Below are 14,830 nucleotides of genomic sequence, written 5' to 3'. Positions count from 1 at the left end.
GGGTGGTCGGGTGGTCGGGCGGGGGTGGTCAGGCGGGGGTGGTCAGGTCGGCGTGCAGGGTGGTGGGCAGGTCGGCGCGGTGGGTGACGCGCAGCTTGCGGAACACCCTGGTCAGGTGCTGCTCGACGGTGCTCGGGGTGACGAACAGCTTCTCGGCGATCTGCCGGTTGGTGAGGCCGGTGACGGCCAGGGCGGCGACCTTGCGCTCGGAGCCGGTGAGGCCGCTGGTGTCGTGCTCGACGGGGTCGGCCGCGTCCGGTTCCAGGCGCGCGCACAGCGGTCGCGCGCCACACGCCCTGGCCAGGTGCCAGGCCCTGCGCAGCACGGCGCGGGCGCGGCGGTGGTCGCCGAGGGCGTGGTGCGCGGCGCCGAGGCAGGCGAGGGTGGCGGCCAGCTCGTAGCGGTCACCGCAGCGCTCCAGGGCGTCGGCGGCCTCGGCGAGCAGGTGCGGGCGGCGGGTCGGCGGGCTGAGCGGGGCGAGCGCGCGCAGCGCCAGCGCCCTGGGGCGGCCCGCGTCGGCGCCGGTCGTGGCGAGCTGGTCGAACACCAGCCGCCGGGCGCGGTCGTGGTTGCCCAGGCGGGTCCACGCCTCGGCGGCCCCGGTGCGCCACGGCGCGAGGCCGGGCAGGTCGAGGCCCCACGAGCGCAGGAGGTCGCCGCACGCCAGGAAGTCCGCGAGCGCCGCGTGGTCCCGCCCGGACGCGAGGTGGTGGTGGCCGCGCGCGTGCAGGTAGTGCGGGGCGGCGGGGCCGTCGAAGAGGGCGTCCGGCACGGGCGCGGTGACGTGCCGCCCGGCCTCCCGGCGCCGCCCGCGCAGGGTGTCGGCGAGGATCAGCGAGCCCAGCGGCAGGCCCACGGACGCGCCCCAGCCGTGCGAGGGGACGGCGTCGAGCGCGGCGCGGGCGTGCCCGGCGGCGCCCGCGAGGTCGCCGAGCCGCAGCGCGATCACCGAGGCGGCGGCGGCGAAGGAGGCGACCCAGGTGGGCGCGCGCCGGGCGCGGGCCTCGTCGAGCAGCCGGGCGCAGGCCCGGTCGGCGTCGGCGGCGCGGTCGGCGCGCACCAGGGCTAGCAGGGCGAGCAGCGCGGGTTCCTCGGACCACGGGGAGGTGTGGCTGAGGTGGGCGTGGCGCAGGTAGTGCGCGGCCTCGGCGGCGGCCCGGCGCTGGTCCCCGAGCGCGAACCCGCCGACCAGGCTGGCGGCCTCGCGCAACCACGGGTCGACGCGGCTCGGGGGTGGGGCGAGGGGGGTGGGGTGGGCCGAGGTGCGCGGGGCGGAGGTGTGCGGGGCGGAGGCGTGGAGGGTTGTGGGGCGGCGGGAGGCGGCGAGCGGCGGGCAGGCGAGGGAGAGCCAGGTCTCCAGGTCGGGCAGCTCGGCGGCGTGCTCGCGGGCGCGCAGCGCGGCGAGCACGCGCCCGGCGGCGGTGGTGCGCCCGTGCCAGACCAGCTGGCGCACCAGCGCGGCGGCGTCCCGCGGGGCGAGCGCGTCGGGGTCGGCGGCGAGCGCGTCGGCGAGCGGGTCGAGGTGGCACAGCGCGGCAGCCGGGTTGAGCTGCCAGCGCGCGCGGGCGAGCCGGGCGGTGAGCGCGGGCCCGGCGACGGCGGCGGCCTCGGGCGACGTGCGGCGCTCGGCGGGCGCGGCCGTCCGGTCCGCGCACCCGCACCGGTGGGCGGCGACGGGCGGGTCCGGGACTGCGCGCGGGGGGACGGCCCGCGGTTGGTCCGCGTCGTCCCGGCGGTGGGCGGCGGCGAGCCGTGCGACGGCGGTGGGCACGTCGTCGGCGGCGAGCGCGTGGTCGGCGGCGGCGACGAGCACGTCGACGGCCCAGGCGGGCGCGGGCAGCCCGGCGGTGACGAGGTGGTCGGCGACGACGGCGGGCGACTCACCGCGCTCGTGCAACGTCCGCGCGGCGCGCAGGTGCAGCTCGGCGCGCCGGGCGGCGGGCAGCACGTCCAGCACAGCGGCGGGATCGGCCCGGTCGAGCCCGGCTCCCGCGAGGCGGGCGCGGGCGTCGACGACGGAGGCGGGGGCCCGACCGAGCAGGTCGGCGACCAGGTCGACGGGCGCGGCGGGGTCCGAGGACGCGCGGGGGCGGACCCCAGCGGGAACGACGTGATCCGCAGCCACCCGACCGAACGCGGAAGCCCCGTCCCCCCCGGCGGGATCAGCCCTCACCCCAGACACCGGGCCGGGCACGAGCGGCTCAGCGCCCCCCGGCGAGGCACCGGCGCGACCGGGCGCGACCGGCCCCACTCCCCCCTGCCGGACGCCCACCTCGCCAGACGTGAGCGGTCGCGCCCCGCCGTCGGGAAGCGCCCCGCCAGGGGGCGCGGCCCCAGGGGGCGCGTCGGTGGGAAGCGCGGTGCCAGGGCACGCCTCGCCGGGACGCACGGCGGCGGGGAGGGCCCAGTCTGGAAGCGCGGCGGCGGAACGCACGGCGGCGGGGAAGGGCCCGCCGAGAACGTCGGCGGCGGGGAACGCCCCGCCGGGAGACGCGACCCCCGGAAGCACCCCGTCGGGAAGCGCGGTGCCTGGGCACGCCTCGCCAGGGCGCACAGCAGCGGAAAGAGCCTCGCCAGCAGGCGCGGTGCCTTCGCACGCCTCACCAGGGCCCGCAGCAGGGTGCGCCCCGTCAGGAAGCGCGGCACCAGGAAGCACCCCGCCGGGAAGCACGGCGGCGGGTGCGGTGAGAAGCGCGGCGGTGGGTGCGGCGCGAAGCCCGGCGGGAAGCGCGGCGGCGGGTGCGGTGAGAAGCCCAACGGCGGGCCCGGTGAGCACGGCGGTGGCGTGCGCGACGGCGGCCACCTCGGCGCCGCAGCGGTCGAGCACCCCGGCGAGGGCGGCGCGGTAGGCGGCCCCCGGTCCCGCCTCCCCCGCCACGAGGTCGTGGGCCAGCCCGCGCACCAGCGCGGGGTTCCCCCCGGTCACCGGCCACGGGGACCCGCCGAGCAGCGCGGCGGTGGTCTCCGGTCGCAGTGGCGGGAGGTCGAGCACGAGGGCGCCCGGCGTGCGCGCCACGGCGCCCAGCGGGTCGTCGTCGGGCAGGCGGGGCAGGTCGGTGAGCGCGAGGACGGCGGTCGTGCGTCTCGCCCACGCCACCAGGTCGAACAGCGCGCCCACGTCGGCGCCCCCGGCGTCGTCCACGGCCACCAGCAGCGCGCCGCCGCCCGCCGCGACCTCCGCGACCTCGGGCAGCGCGTCCGCCTCGACCACCAGGCACCGGAACCCCGCGCCCTCGGCCATCACGACCAGGCGCCCCAGCAGCGCGGTCTTCCCGTGCCCCGGCGCGCCCCTGAGCAGCACCGCGCCCCCGCACCCGCCCGCCGCGCCCTCCAGCAGGGCAGCCAGCGCCTCGCACTGCCCGTCGCGGTCCACCAGCCGCATCCCTCGCCTCCCCCGCGTCCGCCCCGCCGACCTTCAGGCATGTCAACAGCCCTGTCAGTCGTCTTGTCCACGCCCCGACCACCGCACCCCCACTGGCCGCCCACCCGCGCCGGGAAAACCACGAAGTCCCCTGCCGCGCGGGCGTCCCAGGTCGGACACTCCTGAGCGCACCCCCGCACCCGTTCCAGGAGGCGACCACCGTGACGTTGACCGACGACGAGCACACCGCGCACCGGCACGACGAGGGCGCCGCGGCCTTCCAGGCGCTCGCGACCGCCGCCGCAGGCTGGGGCGCGCTGCGCGCCGCCGTGGAGCTGCGCCTGCCCGACCTGCTCCCGGACGCCCCCACCGCCGTCCCCGACCTGGCGGCGCTGGCGGGCGTCGCGCCGACGCGGCTCGCGCAGCTGGTCGCGGTGCTCGCCGACGTGGGCGTGCTCGCGCTGGACGAGCGCGCCCACGTCCGCCACACGCCGCTCTCCCGCGCCCTGCGCTCGACCGACGGCCTGGCGCTCACCCGCCTGCTCACGGCGGGCTGGGCGGACGAGGCGTGGCGCGGGCTCGCGGAGGGCGTGCGCACCGACACCTCCCCGCTGGAGCTGGTGCACGGCCGCCCGCTGTTCGACCTCCTCGCCGCCGACCCGGCCGCCGCCGCGGTGTTCCACGACGCGGTGGCCACCGGCCCCGGCGACCCGTTCGACGAGGCGATCCGCTCCGCGCTCGACCTGACCGGGGCCGCGCGGGTGGTCGACGTCGGCGGCGGGCGGGGCAGGCTGCTCGCCGCGCTGCTGCGCGAGCACCCCGTGCTCTCGGGCGTGCTGTTCGACCTGCCCGAGGCGGTCCGGGACGCGGTTCCCGAGCTGCGCGGCGACGACCGGGTCCAGATCAGGGCGGGCGACCTGTTCGCGGACCGGGTCGGCGCGGCGGACGTCTACGTGCTGCGCACGGTCCTGCACGTGCTGGACGACGCGCAGGCCGTGCGGGCGCTGGCCAACGTCCGCGCCGACGCGCCCGCGCACGCCAGGGTCGTGGTCGTGGAAGCGCTTTCCGACGACGAGGCCAACCGGACCTACGCGGCGCACAGCAGCCTGCGGCTGTTCGTGCTGTGCGGCGGGCGCGAGCGCTCGACGGCGGAGTTCGCCGAGCTGTTCGACCGGGCCGGGCTGGAGCTGCGCTCGGTCACCCCGACCGGGACGCCGTACCACCTGCTGGAGGGCGCCCCACGCCTGAGCCCGCGCACGGACGGGTGATCGTCAGCTCTCACCGGGCCGCACTGGTGCTGCTCTGCTCGACTCGGTCCGCGCTGACCGCCGCCCCACCTGACCTGTTCGCCGGACCGTTCGCGGGATCCGCCGCCGCGGGTGGTCGGGCGCCCCTACCGGCCGCACGACAGCCGCAGGGCGCGGAGCACGATCCCGGTGGTCGGCGTGGTCCGCGCCCCGGTGGCGGGACCCGCGTTCCGAGCGACGTCGAGCGAGAGCGGGTCGACGACGGTCGCCATCGCGGACGCGGGCGCCGAGAACTGCCTGACCGCGCTGGAGTCGGTCGCCTTCGAGGGCAGGCGCCTGGCCGGCGAGGACGTCTGGTGCGTCGCGTTCGTGAGCCCGGCGCGGTTCCCGCTGACCAACCAGTTCGGTCTGGCGGTGGTCGGGACCGGCAAGCCCGCCAAGTCGCTGTGGACAGGGGGTGGACTACCGGAGTCCTTCGAGCGCGGCGACCTCCCGCCCGGACCGCCGGGCGATCAGCGTCAGCAGCGGGCCGGTCGCCGCCGTCGTCACCAGCGCCATCACGACCAGGACGGTGAACAGGCGCCCGTCCAGCACCCCCAGCTCCAGCCCCACGCCCAGCACCACCAGCTCGGTGAGCCCCCTGGCGTTCATCAGCACGCCGACCTCGGCCGCGTCGCGCGCGGGCAGCCCCGCGAGCAGACCGCCGCCCGCCGCGCCGACCAGCTTGCCGACGCACGCGGCGACGAGCACCAGCAGCGCCTCCGCCGCGCCGGACCAGCCGAGGCCGCCGACGTCCACGGACAGCCCGGCCACGACGAAGAACACCGGCAGCAGCAGGGAGCTGAGCCCGCCGACCCGGTCCACCAGGGTCGGCGCGGCCTCCCGGAGCGCGTCCTTGGGCACAACCGCCCCGAACAGGAACGCCCCGAACACCGCGTGCAGGCCGATGGCCGTGGTGGCGAGCGCGAACAGCAGCAGCCCCTGGACGACGACCGCGAACAGCACCGCGTCCGCGCGCGGCGAGCCGCCCACCGTCCGGGCAACCCACCCCACCAGCGGCCGGACGAGGAGCACCGCCACCAGGACCAGCGCCGCCGTCCAGGCCAGCGTGGCCACCGCCGACCAGGGGCCGCGCGCGGTCACGATCCCGGCGACGACGGCGAGCGCGCACCACGCCACCACGTCGTTCACCGCGGCGCTCGCCAGCGCGACCACCCCGGACCGGGTGCGCTGCATCCGCCGCTCGGCCAGGATCCGCGCCAGCACGGGGAAAGCGGTGATCGACAGGGCGGCTGCGGTGAACAGCGCGAGCGCGTCACCGCCCTGCGGCCACAGCAGCGCCGCGACGCCCAGCCCGAGGCAGAACGGCAGCACGACCGAGCCCGCCGACACCGCGCCGACCACCCGCCCCGCGCCGCGCAGCTCCGCGACGTCCAGCTCGCAGCCGACCAGGAACATGAACAGCACCAGGCCGAGCTGGGCGGCGAACGCCAGCGGCGGGCGCGCCTCGGGCGGGAACAGCAGCGCCACCGGGTCGCCGGGCAGCAGGCCGAGCAGGCTGGGGCCGAGCGCGATCCCGGCCGCGACCTCCCCCACCACCGAGGGCTGCCCCAGCCGCCTGGCCAGCGCGCCGAGCAGGGCGCCGAGCGCCAGGACGACCGCGAGGTCGAGGAACAGCAGCGCGACGAGCGAGTCGCCCGCCGGGGCCGCCACCGGCGCGCTCAGCCCCTCGCCCCCGCCTGGAGCTCCCACAGCGAGGCGTAGCGCCCGCCGGAGGCCACCAGGCCCTCGTGCGCGCCCTGCTCGACGACGCCGCCCCGCTCCAGCACGTAGATGTGGTCCGCGTTGCGGACGGTGGAGAGCCGGTGCGCGATCACGATCAGGGTGCGGCCCCGCGCGAACGTCGCCAGCGCGCGCTGGATCGCCGCCTCGGTCTCGTTGTCCACCGCCGACGTGGCCTCGTCCAGGACCACCACGGGCGGGTTCTTCAGCACGGTCCTGGCGAGCGCGATCCGCTGCCGCTGCCCGCCGGACAGCGCCGCGCCGTGCTCGCCGACCACCGTGTCGTAGCCCAGGGGCAGCGACTCGACGAACGCGTGGGCCTCGGCCGTGCGGGCGGCCTCGCGGACCTGCTCGTCGGTGGCGGAGAACGTGCCGTAGCGGATGTTGTCCGCGATCGTGCCGTCGAACAGGAACGGGTCCTGGGCGACGAACCCGACGGCCGCGCGCAGGTCGGGCAGGCGCAGGCCGCGCACGTCCCGCCCGTCGAGCAGCACCCGGCCGGTGTCCGCGTCCTGGAAGCGCATCAGCAGCTTGGCGACGGTGGTCTTGCCCGAGCCGGTCGCGCCGACGATGCCGGTGACCCGGCCCGCCGCCGCGCGCAGCGACAACCGGTCCAGCACGCGCGGGCGGCCCTCGTAGGAGAAGGACACGCGGTCGAGCGCGATGGCGCCCGCGACCCGCTCGCGGGCCAGCGCGCGGCCACCGGTGGGCTCGGTGGGCAGGGACATCAGGTGCTCGACCCGGTCGTGCGCGGCGAGGGTGCGCTGGTACTGGTCGACGATCGGGCCCAGCCGGGTCAGCCGCATGACCATCTGCTGCGGCAGCCCGATCAGCGGGCTGAACCGCTCGAACGGGAGCGTGCCGTCGAGCACCTTGAGCCCGCCCACGAGCAGGGTGCCCGCCATGGAGCAGGTGGTCCAGGCGCGGATGCCCTCGCCGAACCGGACGGCGTGCTGCTGGGTGCGCGTGGCCGCGTCGGCGCCCGCCAGCTCCAGCAGGTCGACCAGCTCGGCCTCGTGGTCCTCGGCGCAGGCGCTCTTGACCGTGGCGGCGGCCTCCAGTGCGGCGGAGAGCCTGCTGCGCAGCAGGGCGGCCTGCTCGCCCGCGCTGGCGTAGTCGGCGGCGGAGCGGTCGCGCTGGCGCAGGGACAGGGCCGCGACGAACGGCAGGGGCAGGAACGCGATCCAGGCGATGCCGGGCACGAGCACCAGGAACGACGGGACCAGGATCAGCGCGCTGGTGGCGAGCTGGACCGCCTCGCCCGCCGGGCCGGAGAAGAACGCGCCGAGCTGGTCGACGTCGTCGGCGAGCACGCCCGCGACGCGGCTGGGCCGCTCGCGCTGGATGTGCCGCATCTCCAGGCGCTGGGTGTGGCGGTGCAGGCGGGCGCGCTGGTCGCGCCGGACGCCCTGGCCGAGCGCGCGCCAGCGGGCGCCGGAGGCGGCGGAGAGCACGACGACGACCCCGCAGGTCGCGGCGGCCCCGGCGGCGAGCGCGAGCAGCTGGGCGGGGGCGCTCGTGACGCCGAGCGCGGTGAGCGGGGCGTACTCGCCCTTGATCAGCACCAGCAGGATCCAGCCGAGGAACAGCCCGAGGCCGAGCTCGGCGAGCTGGCAGGCCACCGTCAGCGCGGCGGCGGCGGCGAGCGCCGACCGGCGGCGGCCGAGGGCGCGCACCAGCGGGTGGGCGGAGAGCCGGGTGCCCGCGGCGGTGCGGCGCAGGGGCCGCAGGAGGGCGCGCCAGGCGTGGCGCAGGACGGCGGACGAGACGCCGGTGACCACGCCGACCAGGGCGAGCGGGCGGCGCAGGACGGCGCTCGCGGGCCGGAGCGCGACCTCGGACGTGCCGCCGGACGTGCTCGCGGCGGTGGCCGGTGGGCTCGTCGTGGTGCTGCCCTCGACGACCAGCGGGGCGCTGGCCGCGGCGGCGACCGCGTCCCGCAGGGCGGCGCCGACCTCGGCGACGCCGAGCGCCCGGTCGTGCAGCACCAGCACCCGGCCGGTCGCGGGGCTGGCCTGCGCCCCGGTGATGCCGGGCTGGCGGAGCAGCGCGGCTTCGAGGGCGCGCGCGGCGCGCGGGTTCCTGCGCACGCGCGGGACGTCCCAGCGCTGGCGGCCGGGGACGACCGAGCGCACCCGGAACCCGGTGAGCCTGGTGGTCGGGGCGGCGTCGAGGAGCTGGGTCACGGTGGGGCCTTCTCTCCGGGCGGGGGCTCGGGGTCGGGGGTCAGCGCGCTCTGGCGTCCGGCCCGGTCCCGGCGGGCGCGCCCCTCGGGGGCTCCACCACGTCGGCGGCGAGCCGGGCGGCCTCCAGCTCGGCGGTCACCTCGGCGGTGATGTCCTGGAGCTCCTCGCCGACGGCGTGCGCGGCGCGGCGGGCACCGGCGACGATGCCCGCGGAGGTCCGGACGACGCCGCGGGCGAGCGGCTTGGCGACCCTCCTGGCCACGGGGACGGTCAGGAGACCGAGCAGGAGAGGAGCGACGAAGGGCATGGTGCTCCCCGATCCCTCAGGCGGTGGACGCGCGAAGACGATCAGCGCTTGGGCAGCACGCTAGTGGAGTGGGCGGGTGATCCCGCCCGATCGACCGGGGGTTCACACTTTCCGGTGGACGGCGCGCGCGGGCGGGGCGCGGTGGGCCTCCCGCCGCGCGGGGCGGTTCAGCGGTCCTGCGGCGCGCCCGCGCTGAGGTCGGCGTGGGGATCGGCGTGGGGGTCGGCGTGGGGGTCGGCGCTGAGGTCGGCGGCGTCCCAGGCGGCCTGGATCATCCGGAAGACCTCGTCCACGGCCGCCTCGGGGTCCTGGGCCTCGCGCGCGAGGACGTGGGCGTCGACCGCGAAGCGGGCGATCGCCCGGCAGGCCGTGGTGCGCGGCGGCAGGCCGAGTTCGGCGGCGATGGCGGTCGCGAGGGAGGCGGCGTGGCGGGCGCACATGGCCTCGTTGTAGCCGCGCAGGTCCGGTGAGGACTGGATCAACTCCCCCAGCGCGGCCGACCTGTCGGTGGTGCAGTGCCGCACGATCGCGTGAACCTCGTGGCGCAGTGCGGGGACGAGGTCGTCCCGCCCGCGCTCGGCGACGGCCCGGACGAGGCGGTGCTCGAAGTCGGCGTCGCGCTCGAAGACCAGGGCCTCCTTGCTGTCGAAGTGCGCGAAGACCGTGGTGACGGCGACGTCGGCCTCGGCCGCGACGTCGCGGACGCCGACCGCGTCGTAGCCGCGCTCCAGGAACAGGCGCAGGGCGGTGTCGGCGATCTTCTGACGGGTCGCGGCCTTCTTGCGCTCGCGACGGCCCGGTGGCGCGGTCACGGCGGGATGCTATCAGGTGTTAAATCGTAGCTGTTCCAAAACCCTAACCGTTAGGGTTAGTGTCGGGGGCATGAAGAAGATCAGCTACAGCGAGCACGGCGGTCCGGACGTGCTGCGCCTGGTGGACGCCGACGAGCCGAGCGCCGGGCCGGGGCAGGTGCGGATCGCGGTGCGCGCGGCGGGGGTGAACCCGTTCGACTGGCGGGTGCGCGAGGGGCAGTTCCCGGTGCCGCTGCCCGCCGGGACCGGGCGGGACGCGGCCGGGGTGGTGGACCGGGTCGGCGCGGGGGTCGACGGGGTCGCGGTCGGCGACCGGGTGTTCGGCGAGGGGATCGAGACCTGCGCGGAGTTCGCGGTGCTGACGGCGTGGGCCCACCTCCCCGAGGGCCTCTCGTTCGAGGAGGCGGCCGGGTACCCGTCGGTGGTGGAGACGGCGCTGCGGGTGCTGCGTGAGGTCGGGGTGCGGGAGGGGCAGTCGCTGCTGGTCAGCGGCGCGTCCGGGGGTGTCGGGTCGGCGGTGCTCCAGATCGCGCGCGACCGGGGCGTGCGGGTGGTCGGGACCGCGAGCGCGGCGAACCAGGACTACCTGCGCGACCTGGGCGCGACCGCGACGACCTACGGGCCGGGGTGGGTCGAGCGGGTGCGGGCGCTGGTCCCGGTGGACGCGGCGCTCGACCTGGCCGGGGCGGGGGTGCTCCCCGACCTGGTCGCGCTGACCGGCGACCCGCGGAAGGTGATCACCATCGCCGACCGGGCCGCCGCCGAGCACGGCGTCCGGTTCTCCGGCGCGGCGCACGACGTGCCCGCCGCGCTGGCCGAGGCGGTCGACCTGATCACGAGGGGCGCCCTGCGCATCCCGGTCGAACGCGCCTACCCGCTCGCCGAGACGGCGCGGGCCCACGCCGACAGCCAGGCCGGGCACGCGCGGGGGCGACGGGTGATCGTGATCTGAGCGGGGCCGCCGACGACCGGGCTGAGCGGGGGGCGGGGGCGGGGGGCGGGGGGCGGGTGATCCTGAACCGAACCCGCGCGCCGACGACCGCGCAGGAAGCGCGCGATCCGCGGGCAATCCTGAACCGCGCCCGGCCACCAGCAACCGAGCCGGACGCACGCGATCCGCGGGCGATCTTGAGCCGGGCCCGGTCGCCGACGACCGGCTGGACACGCGCGGGCGACGGGCAATCCTGAACCCGGCCCATACGCCGACACCCAAGCCGAACACACGCGGGCAGCAGGCAATCCTGAACCGGGCCCACGCGCCGACAACCGAGCCGGACGCACGCGGGCGACAGGCAATTCTGAACCCGGCCCACGCGCCGACAACCAAGCAAGACGTACGCAGGCGGCGGGCAATCCTGAACCGGGCCCACGCGCCGACAACCAAGCAAGACGGGCGCGGGCGGCAGGCGATCCTGAACCGCGCCGCTCGCCGACAACCAAGCCGAACGCGCGCGGTCTGCGGGTGTCGCGGTTCGGGCCGGGAGCGCGCACCGGCGGCCGGCCCGAACGCGCGGCGGGTGGGCGGCCCCGGTTCACCGGTGCCTGGGCACCCGGCGGTGCAGCGGGCGCGCCTGCGCGGGCACGAGCGCGTGGGCGGGCGGGGCGGGGTCGCGGTCTCGGCGTTGCCGGGTGGGCCGGTCGGGTGGCTCGGGGCGGAGCGCCGCGCCCGTCATGCCCGCCGCGCCCGCCGCGCTCGTGGAGAACGAGCGCGATCCGTCGACGTCACCGGGCCGCTCGCGCCGGGGTCGGGGTCGTTCAGGTCGTGAACGCGGGGCGCCCTCGCGCCGCTGCCCGGTGAGCCGGGCGGGCGCGCCGCGCCCCGGCGGGCGCCGTCGCGCCTCGGCCGCCAGGACGACGACCCCGCCCACGACCAGCAGCAGCGGCACCCCGAGAGCCGCGCGGCCGACGACCCCGCGCAGCACCACCGACGACACCCCGGTGGCCACCCCGAGCCGCACGAACGGGTGGCGTGCGGTCTCGGCCGGGGGGAGGACCCCGGACAGCGCCGTCACCGCGTCCCGCAGCGCGGCCCCGATCTCGGTGACGCCCAGCGACCGGCGGTGCAGCACCAGCACCCGACCGGTGACCGGGTTCGCCCGGACGTGGGTGATGCCGGGCAGCCGCAGCAGCGCGGTCTCCAGGGCGAACGCGGCGCGGGGGTTCGCGCGCAGGTGCGGGACCTGCCAGCGCTGGCGGCCGGGGACGACCGAGCGGACCCGGAGCCCCGCGAGGGCGTTGGGCATGGCGCTCCCCGATTCCCCGAGCGGTGGACGCGCGGACGAGCGCATCGCCTGCGCCCCAACGCTAGCGCAGCGGCCGGGAACCCTCCCCCGGAGCGCCGGGGGTTCACGCTTTCCGGCGAGCCCCGGCCATCACGGGCCGGGCGCGACCCGGCTCCGCCCGGCGAACCGCTGCGCCCCGAACGCGACCAGCGCGCTGCAGGCCGCCGCGCCGAGGAACGCGAGCACGGACCCGATCACGAACAGCCCGTCGTCGGAGATGATCGCAGCCGAGACGGTGAACCCGAGGGTGAACCCGACCGTCGTGCCCGCCGCCGCGAACGACGGCCGCACCCCGCGCAGCACCACGGCCCCGACGAGCACCAGCAGCAGGCACACCGCGCACCCGACGCCCTGCCACACCTGGTACGGCCCGGTGCGGTCGAGCCCGTCGGGCGACAGGTCGTACTCGGTGTCCCAGCCGAACCAGGCGAACCAGCTCAGCGCGGACAGGACCGCGACCGACAGCGCGCCCACGACCTGGGAGCGGGTCCGGCCGCGATCCGGGTTAGTCGTCACGATCTTGACGCTACCCCGGTTCTCGCGGAGGGGGTCACGGAAGCAGTCCACCGCAACAACAACCCCATCACGGTCCCCGACGGGCGGGTTCGCGCGCGGCGCGACCACCCACCGGCGGCCCGGTCACGGCGTCAGCGCCGCTCCTCCCGACCGCCCACCGGCCGGTCCACGTCCGAGCGGGGCGGCGGCACCCGCCCGTCGACGCCCTCCACCAGCTCCTTCGCCCGCTGCAGCGCGGCTTTGAGCTCGGCGCGGGAGACCCGGCCGTCGACCGGCCGGGCCAGCAGCTCGATGCCGTCCCCGCGCGCGGTGGGCCGGTTGCGGATCTCCACCCGGTCGCCCAGGGCGCCCAGCGGGCCGGGCCAGGTGGCGGGCACCCGGTCGCACTCCACGGTCACCACCAGCCACCGCTCGCCGCTCGCCCGGCGCCCGCGCCAGGCGAGCGCGACCACCACCCCGGCCAGCAGCGCCGCCACGGCCCTCATCCGCCGCCTCCTCCCGGTGGTCACCCCAGCGGGTAGCCCCGCGCTCCGCGCGTCAACCGCCCGACCGGGGTTTCCACGCGCACGGCTCACACCGGGTCGTGCCCGTCGGGGTCGGTCGTGAGCCTGCCGCGCTTGGGCGGGTGCGTCAGCGGGGTGTCCTGGGCGTGGACGGGCAGGTCCTCCTGGCGGATGCGGATGGTCGCGGAGGGCGTGGAGGTCTCCACCCTGCGCACCGGCGCGTCCGGGGAGTCGAGCAGCTGGGCGGCCCTGGGGGCGAACTCGGCGTCGGTCAGCACGTCGTAGCTGTCCGCGCGCATCCGCACCACGGGCGTGCCACCCGGCCCCCGGACGATGTGCGCGACCAGCCCGACCACCCCTGCCAGCAGCCCGCCGCACAACGCGCCGTAGCCGATGAGCAGCGGCGTGGACACGACCGGGTCGACCCAGCCGAACGCGCTGAAGAACCAGCCCAGCGGCGCGCCGATCAGCGCGCCGAACCCGGCGGCCGTCGACGCGACCCTCAGCGAGCCGGGACCGGCCGCGACCTGCTCGAAGCTGTGCAGCCCCCGGCCGACGATCGTGGCCCGGTCGACGGGGAAGTGCCGGTCCGACAGCAGCTCGACGGCGCGCTCGGCCTCGGCGTACCGGTCGTAGGTGCCCACCGCGGTCTGCGGCCGGTCGGGGTCGGTCGGCTGGTGCTGCGCTCTGCTCACAGCGGTCAACTCCTCGCTCGTTCCGGTGGCGCTCCCTCAACGCCCCAGGATGCCCGACCGGCGCGCCCGCGAACCGCAAGCAATCACACACCGCTGGCACCGGCCCAACCGGTGGGCGGCGGGGTCAGAAGTGCGCCAGCACCGCCTCGCGGGACACCCCGGCCAGCGTCGCGGGCGACCAGCGCGGGGCGCGGTCCTTGTCGACGATCTGCGCGCGGATGCCCTCCACCAGGTCGTGGTCGCGCAGGCACGCCGAGGACACCCGCAGGTCCTGGGCGAGCACCGCGTCCAGGTCGGGCAGCTCGCGGGCCCGGCGCAGCGCCTCCAGGGCGACCTTGAGCGCGGTCGGCGACTTGGTGGTGATCAGCGCGGCCGTGTCGGCGTGTCCCGCGGCCTCCAGGCGGGCCAGGACCTCCTCCACGGTGTCGGCGGCGAAGCAGTGGTCGACCCAGGGGGCGCGCCCGGCCAGCGCGGACGGTCCGGGGTCGGCGGTGTGCCTGGCCACGACGGCCTCGACGCCCACGCCCAGGTGCGCGCCGAACTCCAGGTCGTCCACCAGCGCGGGCAGCGCGGCGGAGGGCACGAAGTGGTCGGCGAGGCCGCAGTGCAGGGCGTCGGCGGCGGACAGGTGCGCGGCGGTGAGCGCGGCGTAGGTGCCCAGCTCGCCGGGCGCGCGGGAGAGCAGGTGGGCGCCGCCCACGTCGGGGGCGAGGCCGATGCCGACCTCGGGCATGGCGAGCCGGGTGCGCTCGGTGACCACCCGCACCGAGCCGTGCGCGGAGACCCCGACCCCGCCGCCCATGACGACGCCGTCCATGAGCGCGACGTAGGGCTTGGGGAACGCGCCGATGGCGGCGTTCATGCGGTACTCGTCGGTCCAGAAGCCGATCGACTCGCTGCCGCCGGCGCGCGCGTCGTCGTGCACGGAGCGGATGTCGCCGCCCGCGCACAGGCCGCGCTCCCCCGCGCCGTCGAGCAGGACGGCGCGCACCGAGTCGTCACCGGCCCACCGGGTCAGCGCGGCGTGGATCTCCACGACCATGCCCCGGTTCAGGGCGTTGATCACGCCGGGCCGGTTGAGGGTGATCCGGCCGAGCCCGCGCTCCACCCGGATGACCACGTCAGGCACTGGGACCACT

General features: G+C 77.6%; 13 protein-coding genes. 2 read left to right on the top strand and 11 right to left on the bottom strand.

Annotated features, from left to right (window positions below):
• Positions 1–28: 28 nt before the first annotated feature.
• Positions 29–3,382: a helix-turn-helix domain-containing protein gene (locus CNX65_RS37850; protein WP_096493964.1), complete on the bottom strand. Its 3,354-nt coding sequence runs from the start codon at positions 3,380–3,382 to the stop codon at positions 29–31.
• Between the two features lie 200 nt (positions 3,383–3,582).
• Between CNX65_RS37850 and CNX65_RS16135 the strand changes: the two genes are divergently transcribed.
• Complete coding sequence (locus tag CNX65_RS16135) at positions 3,583–4,629, top strand: methyltransferase (protein WP_157767679.1); 1,047 nt, start codon at positions 3,583–3,585, stop codon at positions 4,627–4,629.
• 125 nt (positions 4,630–4,754) lie between these two features.
• Here the strand turns inward: CNX65_RS16135 and CNX65_RS16130 are convergent, their stop codons facing one another.
• From CNX65_RS16130 to CNX65_RS16110, 5 genes are all read right to left on the bottom strand, one after another.
• Positions 4,755–5,006 carry a hypothetical protein gene (locus CNX65_RS16130; protein ID WP_157767678.1) on the bottom strand — a complete coding sequence of 84 codons (252 nt, stop codon included), beginning with the start codon at positions 5,004–5,006 and terminating at the stop codon, positions 4,755–4,757.
• 64 nt (positions 5,007–5,070) lie between these two features.
• Positions 5,071–6,321: a cation:proton antiporter domain-containing protein gene (locus CNX65_RS16125; RefSeq protein WP_177154596.1), complete on the bottom strand. Its 1,251-nt coding sequence runs from the start codon at positions 6,319–6,321 to the stop codon at positions 5,071–5,073.
• A gap of 8 nt (positions 6,322–6,329) precedes the next feature.
• Positions 6,330–8,576, bottom strand: coding sequence for an ABC transporter ATP-binding protein (locus tag CNX65_RS16120; RefSeq protein ID WP_096493956.1), 2,247 nt, complete (start codon positions 8,574–8,576; stop codon positions 6,330–6,332).
• A gap of 40 nt (positions 8,577–8,616) precedes the next feature.
• On the bottom strand, positions 8,617–8,883 hold the full coding sequence (locus tag CNX65_RS16115) for a DUF5132 domain-containing protein (RefSeq protein ID WP_096493954.1): 267 nt from the start codon (positions 8,881–8,883) through the stop codon (positions 8,617–8,619).
• 167 nt (positions 8,884–9,050) lie between these two features.
• Complete coding sequence (locus tag CNX65_RS16110; RefSeq protein ID WP_232519862.1) at positions 9,051–9,695, bottom strand: TetR/AcrR family transcriptional regulator; 645 nt, start codon at positions 9,693–9,695, stop codon at positions 9,051–9,053.
• Positions 9,696–9,765: 70 nt separating this feature from the next.
• Here CNX65_RS16110 and CNX65_RS16105 point away from each other — a divergent pair, with 70 nt between their 5' ends.
• Positions 9,766–10,647: an NADP-dependent oxidoreductase gene (locus tag CNX65_RS16105; RefSeq protein WP_096493952.1), complete on the top strand. Its 882-nt coding sequence runs from the start codon at positions 9,766–9,768 to the stop codon at positions 10,645–10,647.
• 580 nt (positions 10,648–11,227) lie between these two features.
• On the opposite strand, the gene CNX65_RS36165 is transcribed toward CNX65_RS16105, so the two are convergent.
• From CNX65_RS36165 to CNX65_RS16080, 5 genes are all read right to left on the bottom strand, one after another.
• Positions 11,228–11,938 carry an HMA2 domain-containing protein gene (locus CNX65_RS36165; RefSeq protein WP_177154595.1) on the bottom strand — a complete coding sequence of 237 codons (711 nt, stop codon included), beginning with the start codon at positions 11,936–11,938 and terminating at the stop codon, positions 11,228–11,230.
• A gap of 129 nt (positions 11,939–12,067) precedes the next feature.
• The gene (locus tag CNX65_RS16095) at positions 12,068–12,493 is read right to left on the bottom strand and encodes a hypothetical protein (protein ID WP_096497813.1); all 426 of its coding nucleotides are present in this window, start codon (positions 12,491–12,493) and stop codon (positions 12,068–12,070) included.
• Positions 12,494–12,624: 131 nt separating this feature from the next.
• Positions 12,625–12,978, bottom strand: a complete 354-nt coding sequence (locus CNX65_RS16090) for a hypothetical protein (protein ID WP_096493950.1) — start codon at positions 12,976–12,978, stop codon at positions 12,625–12,627.
• 86 nt (positions 12,979–13,064) lie between these two features.
• The gene (locus tag CNX65_RS16085; protein ID WP_096493948.1) at positions 13,065–13,691 is read right to left on the bottom strand and encodes a general stress protein; all 627 of its coding nucleotides are present in this window, start codon (positions 13,689–13,691) and stop codon (positions 13,065–13,067) included.
• Between the two features lie 124 nt (positions 13,692–13,815).
• The gene (locus tag CNX65_RS16080; RefSeq protein WP_096493946.1) at positions 13,816–14,820 is read right to left on the bottom strand and encodes an enoyl-CoA hydratase/isomerase family protein; all 1,005 of its coding nucleotides are present in this window, start codon (positions 14,818–14,820) and stop codon (positions 13,816–13,818) included.
• Between the last annotated feature and the right edge of the window lie 10 nt (positions 14,821–14,830).

Source organism: Actinosynnema pretiosum, assembly GCF_002354875.1.
In the GTDB taxonomy this organism is placed as follows: Bacteria; Actinomycetota; Actinomycetes; order Mycobacteriales; family Pseudonocardiaceae; genus Actinosynnema; species Actinosynnema auranticum.
The sequence above is the reverse complement of the archived record's forward strand: the minus strand, read 5'-3'. Positions and strand labels throughout refer to the sequence as shown.

What these genes read in the sequence shown, in the direction of transcription:
- CNX65_RS37850 (WP_096493964.1), bottom strand. Translation starts at nt 3,382, where the DNA reads ATGCGGCTGGTGGACCGCGACGGGCAGTGCGAGGCGCTGGCTGCCCTG.
- CNX65_RS16115 (WP_096493954.1), bottom strand. Translation starts at nt 8,883, where the DNA reads ATGCCCTTCGTCGCTCCTCTCCTGCTCGGTCTCCTGACCGTCCCCGTG.
- CNX65_RS16105 (WP_096493952.1), top strand. Translation starts at nt 9,766, where the DNA reads ATGAAGAAGATCAGCTACAGCGAGCACGGCGGTCCGGACGTGCTGCGC.
- CNX65_RS36165 (WP_177154595.1), bottom strand. Translation starts at nt 11,938, where the DNA reads ATGCCCAACGCCCTCGCGGGGCTCCGGGTCCGCTCGGTCGTCCCCGGC.
- CNX65_RS16090 (WP_096493950.1), bottom strand. Translation starts at nt 12,978, where the DNA reads ATGAGGGCCGTGGCGGCGCTGCTGGCCGGGGTGGTGGTCGCGCTCGCC.